At 45.6% G+C, this 18,821-nt stretch carries 14 protein-coding genes; 3 read left to right on the forward strand and 11 right to left on the reverse strand.

The window, feature by feature from the left end:
• The 3 genes from WA381_RS07050 to glmU all read right to left on the reverse strand — a co-directional run bounded on the left by WA381_RS07050 (position 1) and on the right by glmU (position 3,699).
• A complete protein-coding gene (locus tag WA381_RS07050) occupies positions 1-813 on the reverse strand; it encodes a DeoR/GlpR family DNA-binding transcription regulator (RefSeq protein ID WP_156078992.1) in 813 nt (270 codons plus the stop codon).
• Positions 814-1,010: 197 nt separating this feature from the next.
• Positions 1,011-2,051 (reverse strand): Gfo/Idh/MocA family oxidoreductase, encoded by a 1,041-nt coding sequence (locus WA381_RS07055; protein ID WP_014951236.1) that lies wholly within the window; start codon positions 2,049-2,051, stop codon positions 1,011-1,013.
• A gap of 289 nt (positions 2,052-2,340) precedes the next feature.
• On the reverse strand, positions 2,341-3,699 hold the full coding sequence (gene glmU, locus WA381_RS07060; protein WP_069945167.1) for a bifunctional UDP-N-acetylglucosamine diphosphorylase/glucosamine-1-phosphate N-acetyltransferase GlmU: 1,359 nt from the start codon (positions 3,697-3,699) through the stop codon (positions 2,341-2,343).
• Positions 3,700-3,936: 237 nt separating this feature from the next.
• Between glmU and WA381_RS07065 the strand changes: the two genes are divergently transcribed.
• Positions 3,937-5,358, forward strand: coding sequence for a sensor domain-containing diguanylate cyclase (locus tag WA381_RS07065; RefSeq protein ID WP_014977725.1), 1,422 nt, complete (start codon positions 3,937-3,939; stop codon positions 5,356-5,358).
• 17 nt (positions 5,359-5,375) lie between these two features.
• Here the strand turns inward: WA381_RS07065 and WA381_RS07070 are convergent, their stop codons facing one another.
• The 3 genes from WA381_RS07070 to WA381_RS07080 are packed head-to-tail and all read right to left on the reverse strand — an operon-like array spanning position 5,376 to position 8,299.
• A complete protein-coding gene (locus WA381_RS07070) occupies positions 5,376-6,260 on the reverse strand; it encodes a DMT family transporter (protein WP_014951239.1) in 885 nt (294 codons plus the stop codon).
• 33 nt (positions 6,261-6,293) lie between these two features.
• Positions 6,294-6,842 (reverse strand): methylated-DNA--[protein]-cysteine S-methyltransferase, encoded by a 549-nt coding sequence (locus WA381_RS07075; RefSeq protein ID WP_069945168.1) that lies wholly within the window; start codon positions 6,840-6,842, stop codon positions 6,294-6,296.
• A gap of 14 nt (positions 6,843-6,856) precedes the next feature.
• Positions 6,857-8,299, reverse strand: coding sequence for a DNA-3-methyladenine glycosylase 2 family protein (locus WA381_RS07080; protein ID WP_156087188.1), 1,443 nt, complete (start codon positions 8,297-8,299; stop codon positions 6,857-6,859).
• Between the two features lie 299 nt (positions 8,300-8,598).
• Between WA381_RS07080 and WA381_RS07085 the strand changes: the two genes are divergently transcribed.
• Positions 8,599-9,747 (forward strand): serine hydrolase domain-containing protein, encoded by a 1,149-nt coding sequence (locus tag WA381_RS07085; RefSeq protein ID WP_039229068.1) that lies wholly within the window; start codon positions 8,599-8,601, stop codon positions 9,745-9,747.
• Positions 9,748-9,790: 43 nt separating this feature from the next.
• Here the strand turns inward: WA381_RS07085 and speA are convergent, their stop codons facing one another.
• The 5 genes from speA to WA381_RS07110 all read right to left on the reverse strand — a co-directional run bounded on the left by speA (position 9,791) and on the right by WA381_RS07110 (position 15,310).
• Positions 9,791-11,701, reverse strand: coding sequence for a biosynthetic arginine decarboxylase (speA, locus tag WA381_RS07090; RefSeq protein ID WP_014951242.1), 1,911 nt, complete (start codon positions 11,699-11,701; stop codon positions 9,791-9,793).
• A gap of 158 nt (positions 11,702-11,859) precedes the next feature.
• A complete protein-coding gene (locus tag WA381_RS07095; RefSeq protein ID WP_156087190.1) occupies positions 11,860-12,282 on the reverse strand; it encodes an arginine decarboxylase in 423 nt (140 codons plus the stop codon).
• Between the two features lie 186 nt (positions 12,283-12,468).
• A complete protein-coding gene (locus WA381_RS07100) occupies positions 12,469-13,857 on the reverse strand; it encodes an NAD(P)(+) transhydrogenase (Re/Si-specific) subunit beta (protein ID WP_156087192.1) in 1,389 nt (462 codons plus the stop codon).
• Between the two features lie 11 nt (positions 13,858-13,868).
• A complete protein-coding gene (locus WA381_RS07105; RefSeq protein WP_014951245.1) occupies positions 13,869-14,150 on the reverse strand; it encodes an NAD(P) transhydrogenase subunit alpha in 282 nt (93 codons plus the stop codon).
• A gap of 2 nt (positions 14,151-14,152) precedes the next feature.
• Entirely contained in the window at positions 14,153-15,310 is a 1,158-nt protein-coding gene (locus WA381_RS07110; RefSeq protein ID WP_156087195.1) for an NAD(P) transhydrogenase subunit alpha, read from the reverse strand.
• A gap of 541 nt (positions 15,311-15,851) precedes the next feature.
• On the opposite strand from WA381_RS07110, the gene WA381_RS07115 reads away from it, so the two are divergent.
• The gene (locus tag WA381_RS07115) at positions 15,852-18,758 is read left to right on the forward strand and encodes a TonB-dependent receptor (RefSeq protein WP_156087197.1); all 2,907 of its coding nucleotides are present in this window, start codon (positions 15,852-15,854) and stop codon (positions 18,756-18,758) included.
• Positions 18,759-18,821: the final 63 nt, after the last annotated feature.

The following is an 18,821-nucleotide window of genomic DNA, read 5'->3' on the forward strand; positions in this document are numbered from 1 at the left end:
TTATTCTCCACTCGGCGCTGCAATAAGTACTGTCACGCCCTGATTTTCAATATTAAGTTTGTCTTGTTTACAAATGCCTTCATCAGTGATCAAAACAGAAATGTTTTTCCAGCTTAGCTCTAGGTTAGGCATTTTATGCGTTAATTTCTTTGAGCTGGCTACTATAACCACCTTACTAGCCGCCACAGCCATGGCGCGGGTTACACCAATAAGCTCGTTAAAGGTGGTGGTGCCTCTGTTGACATCTATGCCCGCGGCACCAATAAACGCAATGTCAAAACTATAGGCACTAACCAACTGTTCAGCCATAGCGCCTTGAAACGACTGAGATTGGGCATCCCATGTGCCCCCTACCATTAACACCGTCGGCTCTTTTTCACTTTGGGTAAGGTAATTGGCGGTTGATAATGTGTTGGTCATTACCACTAAATCATCGGCATGTGATAAATGGGGTAAGATGGATGCGGTGGTAGACCCGCAGTCTATAACGAGCTTATTGCCCGGTTTGACCAAGCTCGCTGCAAGTTGGCCTATAGCGTTAATTGCTGGGCTAGTAGTTGAATTCGCGAAAGGGTCACTGGTAATAAACTGAGATGGCCCAGCATTTGAGTTGGTAGATGATGGTACAGGCACTGCGCCACCAAACTGTCGAATCAGTAAACCTTGCTGCGAAAGGGCTGCGAGATCTTTTCTAATGGTGACTTCAGACGTAGCAAAACGCACGGCCAAATCTTCAACTTGAGATTGACCATGCTCTTTCACCCACGCCACTATCTGCTGGCGGCGCTGTTCAACCGATTTACTACTTTTCAATATAACCTCATGCTCTTGCCGCCTTCTCGCTAAACCTTTCTGTACGCGTTGTTCCAATTGAGAACAAGCCATGAAAAGTCTGCAAAACAGTCCGCAAACACACCTTCAACATTCAATCATAACTTTCAAAACGAAAGTTATTAGTTTTAAAGTGAAAGCATCGTAAGTTAAATTGAAACGACGATCAAGGTAATTGTTTAATTAAACGCCAGCGATTTCTTTTGAGCACTCGCTTTTATGGCTAGCTCAATGACTTTGATAACAGGTACGACCGTACTCGCGTCAGCCGGCGAGAATTTACCGTCTTCAATAGCGTGAGCAAGGCGATTGAAAAACGTGAGATATTCACCCTTCAATGTTGTCACCGTCTCTTCAACTAGCTGGCCGCTTTCATTGACCACAGCTAGCACGCCATGCTCGTTATCTTTTGTAATCGCCCAGTGTTCATCATCAAAGGATAGCTCTGCACGCAATTGATCTTCTTGCGGATCTAAATAGAACTTTCGAAAGCTGCCTTTTGTGCCTTGCAAGTCGTAGCGCAATGTCGCGCTGGCCTGAAAAGCTGAACTACCTAGCTTTACAACTTTATCAACATAGTGAAGTGTTACATCGAACGTGTCATCTGACTGTCCATTTTCACGCAAGACCTGTATGTTTGCCGACACTTCTTCCGGCTCGCCGAAAAGCTGTAGCGCTTGGTCGATTAAGTGGGGACCTAAATCCCAGAAGATACCGCTTCCTGGCCCTGCATTTTCACGCCACCTGTCTCGTGGTACTGGGCGAAATCGATCGAAGCGGCTTTCCAAACGTTTAATGTCGCCAAGTTTTTCATCGTTAATTAGCTGCTTAATCGTAAGAAAATCGCCATCAAAACGTCTGTTGTGATAAACACAAAGCTGTTTATTTTGAGAATGTGCAAGCTCTACTAAAGCCTCTGCTTCTTCACTATCTAATGTAAATGGCTTTTCTACCAATACGTGACAGCTGTGCTCTAATGCCAGTTTCGCCTGTGGCCCATGAAGGTGATTTGGGGTTGTAATAACCACCAAATCTACATCGTGAATTTTAAGCGCTTCTTCCAACGAGCCATACACTTCAGCATGGGGTAAAACTGCGTTAACCACATCAGGTTTTGAAGAGATAACCACATCGACAGAGAACTGCGGTAGATAATTTAGAAATGGCAAATGAAAGGTTGTGGCGGAAAATCCAAAGCCAACCAGAAGTGTAGATATCATCGCATATCCTTGTGTAACGAGAATTAAGAGGTAAGTAAACACACACTATCAGTAATGATAGATAGGGGAAACCTTAGATAGTTCATTATTTAGAAGACAGATAGCTGAATGAGTTGCGTTTACAGCGACACAGTAGACGTTAATTTAAGCCCTCTGATTTTGTCATCTTTCTGACTGGGCGATAGTTTGATGGGACTGAAGAAGAAACTGGGCTAGCTAATCACTATTTGTGTTTGCCAGCCCTATCTCACCATGTAACCCGTTAGCGAGCTTTAATAAGGGTACGTCTTTATTTTTTGGTCGGGCGCGGCCAATTTGGAATATTGCGCTGCTTACCGCGGGCAACGGCTAGCGCGTCTTCGTCTACGGTTGACGTGATCACGGAACCAGCACCTACGGTAGCGCCTTTGCCAATGTTTACAGGCGCGACAAGCGACGAGTTTGAGCCGATAAAGGCATTGTCGCCGATGACGGTTTTGGACTTGTTCACACCGTCGTAGTTACAGGTAATTGTGCCTGCGCCAATGTTCGCTTTGGCACCCACTTCTGCATCGCCTAGGTAGGTTAAGTGATTCGCTTTGGCGCCCTCGCCTAAAATAGCCTTCTTCATTTCCACGAAGTTACCCACTTTGGCATTTTTCTGCATTACTGCACCAGGGCGTAGTCGAGCGAAAGGCCCGACCGTACAGGCTTCACCTACACTGGCTTCTTCAACAATAGAATTAGCTTCAATTACAGCGTTATCGGCAATAGTACAGTTGCGCAGAATACAGTTTGCACCAATATTGACGTTGCTACCAAGTGTCACCTTACCTTCAACAATAACGTTAACGTCGATAATTACGTCGTTACCGGTTTCAAGCTGGCCGCGTAAGTCAAAACGAGCAGGATCCAGCAAGGTCACGCCATTGGTCATTAGCTCCTCGGCTTGGCGACGCTGAAGCGCGCGCTCCAGGTTAGCTAACTGCAAACGATTATTAACGCCTTCCACTTCTACCGCAGACTGTGGCTGTGCTGACTGAATTCGCTTGTCTTCGGCCGCTGCCATGGCAATAACGTCGGTAAGGTAATACTCACCTTGCGCGTTATCATTGCTTAACTCGCCCAACCAGCGCTTAAGATCAACGCCAGACATCATCATCATACCGGTGTTAATTTCTTTAATTTCACGCTGGGCATCAGTGGCGTCTTTGTGCTCAACTATCGCGGTAATGTTGTCATTCTCACGAATAATACGGCCCATGCCTGTGGGGTCGTCTAGATTTACAGTGAGTAGTGCTAAATCACAGCTTTCCTTTGCAGCTTTTAACGCACTTAGTGTCTCTTCGCGAATAAGTGGCGCGTCGCCAACCAGAACAAGCACGTCTTCATTGTCTTTAATATGAGGTGCCGCTTGCTGAACAGCGTGGCCTGTACCTAACTGTTCGGCCTGTAAGCACCAGTTTAGATTATCTTCAACAACCGTTGCCTTTAGTTGGTCGCCGCCATGACCGTAGACCAAATGAATATTGTCTGCACCCAGTGATTTTACTGTGTTGATAATTCGCTGCACCATAGGCACACCACCTACTTTGTGTAACACCTTGGGCAACGACGATTTCATACGAGTACCTTTACCCGCCGCTAAAACAACCACTGAGAAAGCCATATAATTCCTTTATTTCGCAAAGAGAATGAAAATCGGAGCATAGTGTAACCAAGGGAATAGCATATGTCAGCGGTTCATTCGTAATAAAAAGCTATTTGCAGAGTGCGAAAACTAGGTGTTTTCCTTCATTGTTATTTAGTCTAAAGTTAATGATAGTCACCTAGTAGTTCAATATTGCAACAGGTATACTTACCATTATAGGTAAAGTTCAGTCAGGCAAGGGAGCATGCGCAGTCTGTGAACACATTTAGAACACTGCATAGAAGCATTTTAGTGTTATTCGCGGTAGTGGTTATCGCTATCGTTACACTGGTACATTTTAGTATTTCCAAGATTGTTGCCGAGCAGAGTCGCGCGCAACAACAGTCACTTTCGCCCGCAATCTCACTTATTGTGGAGCAACTTTTAAAACCACTCCATATTTCAGAAGCTTTGGGGCATTCCACCGAGTTAGTAGACTTGATGGATGGAGAAACGATTGACCAAGAGGCTGTTTTCAAAACATTGGATCGTCTTGAAAACGAGTTTGGGTTGTCTTTCTTTATTGCCAGCGAGGCAGACAGAAAACAATATAATTCTGATGGCAGCATAATTAACCTGATTGAAGGGGAAGTAAGCTGGTATTTCAAGTACAAGGACTACCCTACCGATGCCGTGGCAGATATCGGTAAATGGGAAGACACCCATTTCTATATTGATATAAAGATCCACGATGAAGATGGCCGCTTCTTGGGCTTCTTTGGTGTTGGAAAGAGTCTGCGCAGTTTTATCGAGGTCTTCGATACCTATAAGCAAGAGTACGGCTACGACTTTTTGTTTGTAGATGGTGAGGGTGACATTATGCTGTCTTCTGATCCTAATCTTATTGCGTCTTACTCTGATTTTACCAATTTGTCAGAATTGCCTTGGTATGCCAGCCTTCCCCTTACTATCCAGAACGAGCAGGCACTCAACAATAAATTAGTGACTATCGACCAGAATGATTACCTTATTGCCGAAGTCAAACTTAATCAATTTGGTTGGACGGTGTTTTTACTCAGTCCACTTGAAGAACGTCAGGCTGAAATTTCACAAGCATTTATATTCAGCGTTGTAACACTACTGGTTGTTGTATTCTCGCTGTTTTTGCTTATCTACAATCTGTTGTATTACTTCAGAAAAGACATGCAGCCAGATCTGGTTGTTCGCCATACTAACCGTCTTCCAGAAAAAGAGAATTTACAGCTTATCTACAAAACGTTGCTGGCTGAACATAAGTCACTAAGCGTAATGCTGATTAGCATTGATGAGTTTTCTGACATTGTCGACGCTCACGGCAGAAACGCCGGCGACGACTTATTAGATAAAGTTGTGGCCTACTTGGCTGAGCACTTGCGCGAGCAGGATGTATTGGGACGCTGGAGCAGTGCAGAATTCATTATTCTATTGCCGCATACCGGCCCGCATGTGGCTTTTGATATGGCACAAAATCTTCGTCACGGCATCGCAACCTTGCCGCCGCTACAAGAGTTACCAGAACTGCTTATTACAGCGTCTATTGGTATATCTTACACCGCGTCACCGCGCGCTATGCACGAAGTAACCGCGCACGCGGAAGACGCGCTTTATCAAGCCAAGCGCGACGGCAGCAATTTAGTAAGAATGCAGCTGATAGACTAGCCCAAGTTTGATTCAATTTAAGCAGGTTTAACCTTAAGGCGTTTTCTTTTGAGAACGCCTGTGGTTAACGCCACACCGAACAAAATCATTAAACCACCCACAATGGTTTGAATTGATAAGTGCTCTTGCAAGAACAGTACACCCCAAATAATGCCAAATAGTGGTACTAGGTAAGCTACAGTAATGGCTTTGGCTGGGCCGATGTCAGCTATGAGTTTGAAATACAAGATATACGCTATGCCCGTGCCACCGACAGCCAGCGCTACCGCATTTACCCATGCATTAACGCTTGGCATTGTTTCTGGCAAGGTCGCAAGCGCGAATGGTGCTAGCATCACGCTGGCCATAGCCTGACTACCTGTAGCGACAACCAGAGGTTTAACCCCCTGCAACCATTTCTTCATCATACACGCCGCTATGCCGTAGCCAGTGGTGGCCAACAATGCAGTCAAAATAGGAAGAAAACTAATATCGCCCTCGCCGAGCTTTTGCTGACTAATAACGGTCACGCCTACAAAGCCTACAAAAAGCCCCGCTACTGCTGACTTTGTTAGTTTGTCACCTAACCACAGCCAAGCGACAATGGCGCCAAACATGGGAGCCGTGGCATTTAAAATGGCATTAACGCCTGCCTCTAAATGCAGGCTGCTGTAATTAAACAGGACGAAAGGCACCGCCGTGTTAGCCATGCCCACCAGCGCAATAGCCAACCAGTGGCGCTTTATGTCTTTTACCGACCCTCGTATTAACAGCAATGGTAGCAATACCGCTGTAGCAAGCACGGTACGAATGGCTACTAATACATAAATACCAAATTCTGGTGCGGCAACACGCATGAAAATAAATGAACCGCCCCAGATACCGGCTAACACCAGCAGCGAGATAATGTCTCTTATTGCCATTCTTTTATCACCATTTTCTTATCACCCATTCTTTTATAGCCCCAGCACCCCTTGGGCTCCTTCTAAATTAAGTAAATACTGCTTACGCGGTAAACCACCTGCATAGCCCGTTAGGGTTTTATTACTTCCGATTATACGATGGCAAGGCACAACAATAGCAATAGGGTTACGACCATTTGCCATACCCACGGCGCGGACAGCTTTTGGGTTGCCAATGGCTTTTGCGATATCTAAATAGCTAGCGGTTTCGCCGTATTTAACGTGCTGCAAGGCATCCCACACCTGATTCTGAAACGCCGTACCTTTAGGGCAAAGCGGTAGGTCAAACTCGCGTAACGTACCGTCAAAGTATGCTTGTAACTGACTGCACGCTGCTTCGGTGATGGCGTTTTTTTGCGAATGAAGGTCGTTGCTTAGCGCGCTTTCTTGCGCTGCAGTTTTTCTGCCTATGCCACCCTGCTTCGCGTTGGCCGTATTACCTGATTCAGCGGCACTCACGAACTCGATAGCCGTTATGCCTTCATCAGTGGCTTCAACTTTAACAAGCCCCTGTATGCTGTTCACGAAATCTGTATATTTCATACTTACGACTCTCTTTACTGATTGCTTAACTGCCACAATTGAAGGGTTAAATAGCTGCGCCAAGGTGCCGCTTTTTCGGGCGCTATGGGGTACTGCTGCGCCATTTTACGAACGATTAAATCACCGCCAAGGTAAATATCAGGGTTTCTCTCCCCGCGCATTTTTAAATAGTCGAGCGTCCACGGGCCCACACCTTTAATGGCGAGTATGTCTTCATGGCTTGGCATGTTACCGTTTATGAATAAACGAGCAAAGTGACGTACGGCCTCTTTTCTCGCCTGTGGCATACGTAAGAATTCCAGACTGTTTTCGGCCACACTTTCAGGCGAGGGAAAGCTGTAGCGTTCATTCGTTATAGATTCAAGACCGTTTGACGGGAGCGCATCAGATACCGTTTCGCCCAGCTGATGTACCAGTAAAGTCACCTGGCCAATAGCCGCTTTTACACTAACTTGCTGGCCTACAATAGCCCGACAACCACTTTCAAATACGCTCCATGCACTGGGAAGGCGTAGCCCAGGCGTTAACTTGCTCGGCGGTAACCCAGACTGCAATAGGCTTTGTTCAATTAACAGCGGGTCAGCGTGAAGATCTAGTACCTGCTTTATATTTTCAATTATCGTATGAAGACGACCTAATTCAGGCATGTCGATGAGAAGTTTGAATCCGTGGCGCGCCTCGTCGTGAATGGCTTTAAAAAAGCCTAAACTTTCATTGAATGAAAAGTATCGTTCATAGCTCTCGTTCGTTACTCGTTCCATGCCTTCAATAGCACGGGTTGCCAAGAAATCTCGTACATAGTGCCAATTGTACGGCGGCCGATATGAAAGAAATAAAGAGATAGCCTTTTGTTGAACCGGCTCTCTTTTTCTAAGCTGGGTAGGAGACGTAGCGCAATATTGCTCTATGGCCCGCTGCAGTTGTCTCAGTGATTGATAGCCTGCCGTAATTGCGATATCTGTCATAGATAAATGAGTTTGTTGAATAAGCTGCTTTGCAAACAAAGTGCGCTGCATATTTTGAAACTGCTTAGGCGGTATGCCCACAGCATTGACGACCAATTTATTTAGGTACCGCTCACTAATACCCAACCGCATAGCAATATCCGCAACGCGCTCAATGGGAATAACAGATAGCAGCGACAACGCCCGGTTAATCGTTGCACCCACGCCTTTCCACGCCGCTGAACGAGGTGCACTGTCTGGTCTGCAGCGAAAACATGGACGATAACCATGTGCCATTGCCTGTGTGGCGTGTTGAAAGTAAGTCACATTCTCTTCTTTAGGAAGTCGCGCTGGACAGATTGGCCTACAGAAAATACCGGTTGTTTTTACCGCCACAAAAAATCGTCCGTCAAAGCGCGGATCTCTGCTAAGTCTTGCTTTTGAAAGCACTGACTCAGCAGTTGTTGAGTTTTCTGAAGCCCCCATGTCTGAGACAAAAAGATTGTCTGCCATTAGAATGCGCTTCCCACCTGTCGTTTATCACCTTTATCTAGTGTATCGTGCATTGGCCCTGTTGGTGCGACAAAATCAGAACTCAATAATTACAAACCTTGCTAGTCGAACTTTTCTTCCTTTCTTGCATATTCTTACAACGGTTCGCTTACCGCTAGAATAAATCAAATCATTGAAGAGATAGTGAGCATAATTAGCGACATTTGATCATTGGAGCAGCTAAACGCATAATAATGCGATAATAATAATGAGCGCCTGATGGATGTATCAGAAAACCACAGGCTTAACGAGCTGACTGTATGCTGAACTCTTTGCGCACCTTCAAGCTGCGCCTGTCTAAAATTTGGCTGATAGCGATGCTAATGGTCATTACACAAAGCGCTTTTGCGGATTGGCTTGATGACTATGCTAGTTACGTTCAAAAGGAAGCCTCAAAATACAACGTGCCTGGTTATGCGTTTGTGTTTTATGAACAGGGCAAAGCGCCGAGGGTTTACGTATATGGAAGTACCCGCAAACGCGGCGGGGAGAAAGTTACAGAGAACACAGTATTCAGGCTAGCTTCTGTTTCAAAAACCTTTACTGCGTTGTTGTCAGCTAAACTTGTAGAAAAAAACCAGCTTAGCTGGGAAACGCCGATAACCACCTTATTACCCGACATTCCTTTTAAAGGCAAAGGAATGAATGCGCTGCAACTGCAACATATCGTTGGCCAATCTAGTGGCTTTATGCCCAACGCTTACGACAACCTTATTGAAGCTGACTACTCGCTGGAGCGCGTGCTTAAATCCCTGGGCGAGCTTGAACCACTGTGTGCGCCGGGTGAATGCTATACCTATCAAAATGCACTCTTTGGTGCGCTGGAATACTACTTCAGCAACAATAATACCTCTTACTCACGACAGCTTCAGGCCAATCTGTTTGCACCACTAGGCATGAAAACAGCCAGTGTTGGAAAAGGCGGATTGCTTGCATCAGAATCATGGGCTCAACCTCATATTGCTATCGCCAGAAATAAATGGCGCGAAGGAAAGGTAGAAAGCAACTACTATCGGTTCTCTCCAGCTGCTGGCGTTAACGCTAGCATTTCAGATATGACGATTTATCTGCAAGCGCTGCTAGGCGAGTTCCCCACGGTCATATCCGATGAAATGGTGGACTATGTCACTACAGAGCGCGTGAAAACGAAGCGTGAAACCTACCGCAGAGGTTGGCGCGGCATGATTGACGATGCTCACTATGGTTTGGGTTGGCGTATTTACGACTTAAATGGATTACAGCTTAACTATCATGGGGGTTGGGTAAAAGGCTATCGTGCTGACGTGGCGTTTTTGCCTGAACACAAAGTTGGCTATGTGATGCTGATGAATGCAGAGTCGAATATGATTAATTCAACGACAGCCGAGTTTTGGAAGCGTTACTTGAAAAAAGCCGACGCAGATAAGTAATATCGGCATCGGCTTTTCGGTACTTTCATTCAGATATTAAACGCTACTGTTTTAGATAGGTATAACCTGCCAAACAGTTTTCGTAAAAATCAGTCCAGCGAACCCCTTCACGAGGGTTCAATTTTCCGTCCCACACTTGCTTGTCTATCATGCGTTTTACGTCTGATGCCATTGCGCGCGGGTTATACTGCATAACGTTAAGTACATCTTCTACCGATGAGCCCTTTACCACTTCTTCAATGTAAAAGTCTTCAGGATCGTCGTCATAGCTGTAAATATGCACTTCATTTAAGCGACCAAACAAGTTGTGCATGTCGCCCATAACGTCTTGATAAGCGCCCGTTAAGAACAAACCAATGTAGTACGGCTCATCTTTCTTAAGTGGGTGCATTGGCAGTACGTCAGTAATTTCACGGCCAATAGTGAACTGATCAATTTTACCGTCGCTATCACAGGTAATATCCACTAGCGAGCAATTAACCGTTGGCTCTTCATTCATACGAATAAGAGGCACTACCGGCAGCAGCTGGTCGATAGCCCATGTATCAGCAGCCGACTGGAATACAGAGAAGTTACAAAGGTACTGAGACGACAAACTGTAATCTAGCTCTTGAAGCTCTTCTGGAACATATTCTTCGTTGCGATACCACTGCTGTAAGCGACCCATAATTTGCCAGTACAGCGTTTCGATTTTGCCCAGCTCTTCAAGTGACAACACGCGTAATTTAAATGCATCTAGCGCTTGCTCTTTATACTGCGACGCATCGTTGTAAATTTCATGCATGTTCGTTTGTTCATCAAACGTGTCTGCAAGTTCGCGCATATTCTTAAGGAAGAAGTGTTCACCCGCTTTTGCTGATGTATCCATTTGCGACGCATTCGACTTAATTTCGCCCACAATTTCCGTGATAACGCAGCTGTGATGCGCAGTGATTGCACGTCCACTTTCACTAACCAGATGCGGATGCGGTACGCCTTCAAGGTCGCACATTTCCTTCATGCCATAGACAACGTCAGCAACATACTCTTGCATGCTGTAGTTACGCGACGATTCATTAGTTGAATTACTGCCGTCGTAATCGATACCAAGGCCACCACCTACATCAACATAATCTAGCTCGAAGCCCATTTTGTGAAGGTCTGCGTAAATACGCGCGCCTTCGGTTACCGCTTCTTTAACCGCACGAATGTCTGTTAATTGGCTACCAATATGGAAATGCAGCAGCTTTAAGCAGTGCGCCATGCCTTGCTCTTCAAGGTAGCGGGCTGCGTTAATGATCTCAGTAATGGTTAAACCAAATTTCGCACGTTCACCACCAGAGCTTTCCCACTTACCACGACCTTTCACCGTCATTTTTGAGCGCACACCAATGATAGGATCGATATCCAGCTCTTTGGCTATTTTTACCAGAAGAAGAAGCTCGGTGTATTTTTCAACTACTACCACAACGCGGCGACCCAGCTTTCTTCCTAACAGCGCAAGACGCATAACTTCGTCGTCTTTATAACCATTTAGGATAGTCAGAGACTCTTCGTTAGTATTCATGGCAAGCACAGTCAGAAGCTCGGCTTTTGACCCCGCTTCTAAGCCATAGTTAAATGGCTTGCCCGCATCGACAATTTCCTCAACGACTTCGCGCATTTGGTTTACTTTTACCGGATACACACCTTGGTACTGGCCTTGGTATTCGGCTTCTTCGATGGAGCTTCTAAATGCTTTGTTCAAGCCTGCAACTTGCGAGCGCAGAATATCGTGGAAGCGCACTACAACAGGAAACTGTACGCCTTCTTTGCGGATATCTTCAATTACCGAATTAAAGTCGATTCGAATGCTAGGATCTTCAGGAACAGGGGTAATATGGACGTTGCCGTTTTCACCAATTTGAAAATAGCCGCCACCCCATTGAGACACGCCATAGACGCGCTCCGCTTCTTCGATGCTCCAATCTGACAATTTATTCACCTATTTGTAAGTGGGCTAGGCCAATACCTAGCATAGAAAGTGCGAAAATAAGCAGCGTATTATAGTCAACGTAAGACTGAACGCGATAGTTGTTGCGATATAAAATATCTATTGTCGCGACGAATTTTGTTTATCGAACGCGGGCTTTTTTAGCCTATCCAAGTTCGAACATAATCTAAAACGACGTTATCTGCTTTTTCTTCACAAAGGGTTATAAACTCTGAGATGCTTTGAGTACGTTCAAGTTCAAATCCCAGTTTAATTGATGGCGCGCTAAAAAACTTCTCTGCAATGTGATCAGCATCTGTTGCTTCATCTTCTAGCCATGTCTCGCTGAGCTGACTTCGCCTATCTAACTTAATGGGCGCTTTTATTTGATTGAAGGTATCAGAATTGGGGATTTGCCAACTACGCATGTCTACAAATAAGTGAAAGGGTCGGCCTTTACGGGTTTTCAAGCAATCAGAAAGCTTAGCAAGGTACTGAATGTTCGTGGACATATCCCACTTACCGCGAAGCGTGACCAAAATACAATTTCTAAACGGCTCAATATGAAAAGGGGTCGTAGACATTTACTCGTACATCTCTATGCGACTATATGAATAGCTAACTCAACATCTATAGCATTCACATACTAGAGCTGATAAGCATCAACTACAACTATAGTTGAGTACTTTATAATTAAGTTTAATACCCAATAAAAAGGCCTGTGTTTTAAACAGGCCTTTATAGAAGATGTCTCAAAGAGATACGCTGTATTAGTCGTCTCCGAACTCGCGAATAACGCTGTTAATAGTGTCTTTAGCGTCACCCAGAACCATGCGCGTGTTGTCTTTGAAAAACAGCGGGTTGTCTACACCGGCAAAACCGGCATTCGCAGAACGCTTAAGTACAAAGACCGTTTTCGCACGATGTGCTTCGATAACTGGCATTCCGTAAATAGGGCTGCCTTTCATCTCTTTGGCTGCTGGGTTAACAACATCGTTTGCACCGATAACAATAACCACGTCATAGTTTTCCATACGAGGGTTAACGTCATCCATCTCGTATAGTTGGTCATAAGGCACGTCAGCTTCTGCCAATAACACGTTCATGTGGCCCGGCATACGCCCCGCTACAGCGTGAATGGCGTAGTCAACCGTACAGCCATTTTCCTCTAGCAACGACTGAAGTTCACGTACCGCATGCTGCGCTTGCGCAACCGCCATACCATAACCAGGCACCACCAGTACTGCTTGCGCTGCTTCTAATACATAAAATGCATCTTGCGCCGACAGTACTTTAATCTCGCCTTCTATTTTTTCGCCGGCCTCGACTGGCTTGGCAAAGCCAGACAACAACACATTCATCAATGAACGGTTCATGGCCTTACACATAATATTGGTAAGAATTAAGCCTGAAGCGCCTACTAGTAGACCGGTAACAATCAATATTGTGTTACCTGTAGCAAGACCTGCCGCCGACGCTGCTACACCTGAGTAGCTATTTAAAAGCGCAATAACCACCGGCATATCTGCACCACCAATTGAAATGGTAGCCCACAAGCCGAAGCTTAGTGACAACGCAATAGCACAGTAAATCCAAAGTGGGTTGCTTGGGTCGGTAGTAAAGAAATAACCTATCACCACCATGCCAATTAGATGCAAGATGCTTAGCTCGCGAAGCCCTGTGAAAATAACGGCTTTAGAGCTCATTTTTCCTGACAACTTACCCCAGGCTACCACCGAGCCAGAGAACGTAATGCCCCCAACTAAAATTGTGAAAAACAGGGTAATAAAAGTGAACGCACTTTCCGTTTTAAGAGTAATTAGGCTCATTCCGGCTAATGTTGCCCAACCCAGAAGCAATGACGCTGCGCCACCAAAGCCATTAAATAACGACACCATTTCTGGCATTGCCGTCATTTCAACGGTCTTAGCTTTCCACGCACCAAAGGCGCCACCAATAACAAAACCTAGCAGGATGTAGTGATAGCTAATAATCTGCTGGTCAAGCAGGGTGACGACGACAGCAACCAGCATACCAATGGCAGAAATAAAGTTACCTTTTTTCGCGGTATCTGGATGGCTAAGTAACTTAAGTCCTAGTATAAATAGTGCCGCAGCTACTACGTACGCAAGGTTTATTACGGTTACGATATCACTCACTTGCGTACTCCTTATTTATCTTTTTTCTTGAACATGCCAAGCATGCGATCAGTAACGAGATAACCACCCACCACGTTGATGCTGGCCAGCGCCACCGCTGCGGTACCAAGAATGGTCGTTAGCAAATTGTTGTCGCTACCCGAGGCTACCAATGCTCCCACTAACGTAATACCCGATATCGCGTTAGAGCCTGACATTAAGGGTGTATGTAAAGTTGCTGGAACTTTTCGAATTAACTCAAAACCCAAAAAAGCAGCCAGTAGAACGATGAAAAGTAGGTAAATGATTTCCATGATTAGGCTCCTTTGTATGCGTTGTTAAGCATGTCGTTGGTAATGTTACCGTCGTGGGTAATAACACAGCCGGCCAGAATGTCGTCTTCTAAATTCAGCCCAAAGGTTTTGGTTTCATCGTCAAAGAACTCATCCACAAGGTTGTAGATGTTATTGGCGTACATGTCGGTGGCGGCTTTAGCCACATACTGGCTCCAGTTACCGTTACCAATTACCTTCACACCGTTAACTTCAACGGTTTCGCCAGCAACCGAACCTTCAACATTACCACCTGATGTTGCGGCCATATCTACAACCACACTGCCCGGTTTCATGAGTGCTAATGTATCTTTTGAGATAAGCACTGGTGGTTTGCGACCAAATAACTGCGCTGTCGTAATAACAATGTCAGAGTCGGCAATCGCGTCGCGTTGCGCTTCTTGCTGCTTCGCTTTTTGTTCATCGGTCAGTTCTTTTGCATAACCGTCCTTCGTTTGGCCTGTTTCCCCAATGTCGATCTTAAGGAATTTGCCACCTAGCGATTCTACTTGCTCAGCCACCACAGGGCGGGTGTCATAAGCAAGTACGTTTGCGCCTAAGCGTTTCGCGGTTGCTATAGCTTGAAGACCCGCTACGCCAGCTCCAATAATAAATACCTTTGCTGGTTTTATTGTTCCTGACGGTGTCATCATCATAGGTAATATTGATGGCAACTGATTCGCCGCCTGCATCACCATTACGTAACCCGCAAGACTCGCTTGCGAGCTCAATGCGTCCATTTTTTGTGCACGAGAAGAACGAGGGATCATCTCTACAGAAATAGCGGTTAGCCCCTTTTCTGCAATAGACTCAACAAGCGATTGCTGAAAGAAAGGGTCGAGATGGCCTACCACAATGGCCCCTTTTTTCATCAACGCTAGCTGTGCATCGGTGGGTTTGTTCACCGCCACGAGCATATCTGCTGTTGATAATGCATCATTCACATCATCGATGACAGTTACGCCTACATCTTTGTATTCTTTATCTGAATACCCTGAGTGTACGCCTGCTCCTGCTTCAAGCAGTAAGGTCGCCCCTTTTTTCACCAGACGCTGTGCACTACTAGGTGTAGCCGCACATCGCTTCTCCACATTATTTAGCGGATCTGGCGCCTTTGACTCATTTAATATTATGATTTTCACACGCTTCTCCTCACATTCCGGCTATCCGAGAATGACACCCTTTAAACAGTACTAAGCCATTTTATTCACTTATGCCTAGCATTCTCTAGCGAAATCAAAAACAGAACAGGCAATTTCTGTATTTATTTTGCTTCGAATAGCACCCCTTATTCCGCTTATTTTTCAAGCGAAACTGCGGCAAAGCTACGCTATATGGGCATACATCACTAGTATCATTTACTTACGAGTCATAACTAATATTTATATAGAAATGGCATACAGGCAATAAATGAAGTAGATAAAGAAGCATTTATTCTGTGAATACATCAAGAATTGCGCATTTTTTAAACACACGTAAAGGTGAAATACGCTAATCGATGTCGAAGAAATCACGCCTTTTAAACAAGGCGATTCAATTAATTTAAAAAATTGTTAAATAAATTTGGGGGATTTTACAAACCGTGTCGTCTTGATGAATTAACAGCGAAATGCTGTGAAAGAAAGCCAAGTGGGGTGCACACCATAAGGCGCATTAAAATTAACGATTAGGACACACACCATCATGTATAGGAAAACCAAGCTTGCATGCTCAGTGGCAGCAGTTTTAGCGTCGGCTATTTCTGCGAATAGTGCATTTGCCCAAGACGCGCAACCCAATAAAGACGTAGAAGTGATTGAGGTAAGTGGTATCCGCTCATCGGTTGCAAAATCGATGGATGTTAAACGCAGCTCTGCTGGCGTAGTCGACGCCATTAGCGCAGAAGACATCGGTGATTTTCCCGATACCAACTTAGCTGAATCACTACAGCGTATTACCGGCGTATCTATCGACCGTTCAGGCGGTGAAGGCCAGCTAATTACCGTACGTGGTTTTGGACCACAGTTTAACACCGTGTTGGTAAATGGCCGTCAAATGGCGTCTGAAAACGATTCGCGTGCGTTCAGTTTCGACACGATTGCTTCTGAGTTAGTAAGCAGCCTTGATGTGCATAAAACGTCAACGGCCACAATGCAGTCTGGTGGTGTAGGCTCTACCATTAATATTAATACCGCGCGCCCGTTCGCATTAAACGGTTTTAAAATGGCGGGCTCGGTAAAAGGCGTGTACGACGAAAATAGCGAAGAAACTACGCCGCAATTTTCTGGCCTTATTAGCAACACGTTCAATGACGACACCTTCGGTGTATTACTTGCCGTTTCACACCAAGAGCGTGAGACTCGCCTTAACCAGGCTCAGATGGACGGTTGGCTAGAAAACGTTGGCGTGCCAAACCCTGTTACGCAGTCAGGCGACGCTTGGACAGGCAATGTATTTTCACCGCGAAACTACGATCACAAAGTGACCTTTGAAGAGCGTACCCGTACAAACGCTAATCTTGTATTCCAATATGCACCTAACGACAAACTGGTTGTAACTGCTGACGCACTGTATTCAGATTTTGACGTAGAGTCTGAAGCAACGTCGTACGGCCACTGGTTTACCGCACCTAACATTCAGGGTGTAGGCGATGACGGCAGCCTGTTTGATGAAAACGGCAATCGCCGCAGCCCAACGGTTGATGCAAACGGTACTATTGTCGATTTATACCAAGAGGTAGGTTTGGCGACAGATATGCACGCCAAAACGTTCGACCGTTTAACTGATACCTATGCCATAGGCCTTAACTTTGATTACCAGTACTCTGATAATCTGAATTTATCGTTTGATTTAAGTCATTCAGAAGCCGAACGCGAAGCCAATAATGGTGGCGGCGATCAGCTTTCACTTATTGGTTATGCCAACCGCGTACGATTCCAAGTAGATGACAACATTTTACCAGTTGCCAGCATGTTCGCTTCGCCTAATGACAATATTTATAGCGGACAACAAGAACTAGATGGCGCGATTGTTACTGGTCCTGACGGCTTCCCTATATACAACCCTGCACTGATACCTGATGGTGTGAGCAATCATCTTGATGAAGCTAACAGCCGAGCTCACGTAATGCTGCGTCGAGGCTGGGCGGTAGAAGATGAAGTGAGCCAACTGCGCTTTGACGGCGAATACGTAACAGACGGCAGCGGCCTAACTGAAATTCGCTTTGGCGCACAGTACAGCACCGAAACCAAATCACTTACCCGTTGGGACAATGAAGGTGTAGGAATTCACTGTACTTACTGTGGTTACCCAGACTTGCCTGAGATCCCAGCAGGCAGCCAATACGTTTTTGACGCAGGCAGCGATTTTCTTTCTGACGTAAGTGGTAGCGGTCGCATGCCCACCTCTTGGCTTGCCCACGATGGCGAAGCCAACTTTGCCTTTTTAGAATCTTACTATCAAAGCGTAAATGGTGATTCGATTAGTTTTGATGCGGTGCGCCGTAACAACAGCTTTGAAGTTGAAGAAGATATTATCTCCACCTATATGGAATTCGACTTTGAAGGCGAAGTTGCAGACATGTTCTTAAGCGCAACCGCAGGGGTGCGTTATGAAATGACGGATGTGACGGTTAACGGAACGCAAGCGCCAATAACGGGCTTAACGATTCTGGATCAAACTGAAATGCTGGCTGGTTTTGGTAATGCACAAAGTATTGCCACTGAGTCTGATTACGACGTGCTATTACCTAACTTCAGCGTACGTTTAGAAATTACCGACGATTTAATTGCGCGCTTTGCGGCGAGCTCTACCATTACTCGCCCTACGCTCAACAGCATGTCACCAGTAACAGTAATTACGACCACCCGCCAAGGTGGTGACTTAACGTCTACCAGTGGTAACCCTGCACTAGAGCCATTCAAATCGGACAACTTGGACTTGTCACTAGAGTATTACTACGACGAAGCAAGTTATGCATCAATTGGTTACTTCAGAAAGTTGGTATCGAACTTTATTGTCAATAGCCAAGAAGACAAAACCTTCGAGCTTGCTGACGGCAGCCTGCTAACCGACCCTTCTACAGGCACTAACGCTAGCGCGCCAGATGCGAGTGACGACGTTGCTGTGTTTACCAATACTCTGCCAAATAACGGTGAAGACGCGACGGTAGACGGCTTCGAGCTTGCGCTTCAGCACACTTTCGATAATGGCTTTGGGGTGCTTGCCAACGGAACTATCGTTGACAGTGACGCCGAACTCGATCCATTCGATATTAATCAGGTATTTGCACTAACCGGGTTAAGTGATTCTTACAACTTGGTGGCATTTTATGAAACTGACGATTATCAAATTCGTCTTGCCTATAACTGGCGTGATGAGTTTGTTCAGTCGTTAACACAAGGGCAGGGTGACGGCCCAACCATTGTTGAGTCTTATCAACAGCTTGACATTAGCGGTAGCTACAGCGTGACAGACAATGTAGAAATCTTCTTTGAAGGTATTAACCTTACAGAAGAGTTTGTACATAAACGCGGTCGCTTCTCTAATCACTTGCTGTTGGTTGAAGACAGCGGCAGACGTTGGGCCTTCGGTGTGCGCGGAAACTTTTAGTTTCGCGTAATTGGGGCCGGCATTTGTTGGTCCCACATTCGTGGCTACCATTTGGTAGCCACA

The sequence above is a fragment of the Alteromonas sp. CH_MED4-4 genome (assembly GCF_037029575.1).
In the GTDB taxonomy this organism is placed as follows: domain Bacteria; phylum Pseudomonadota; class Gammaproteobacteria; order Enterobacterales; family Alteromonadaceae; genus Alteromonas; species Alteromonas macleodii.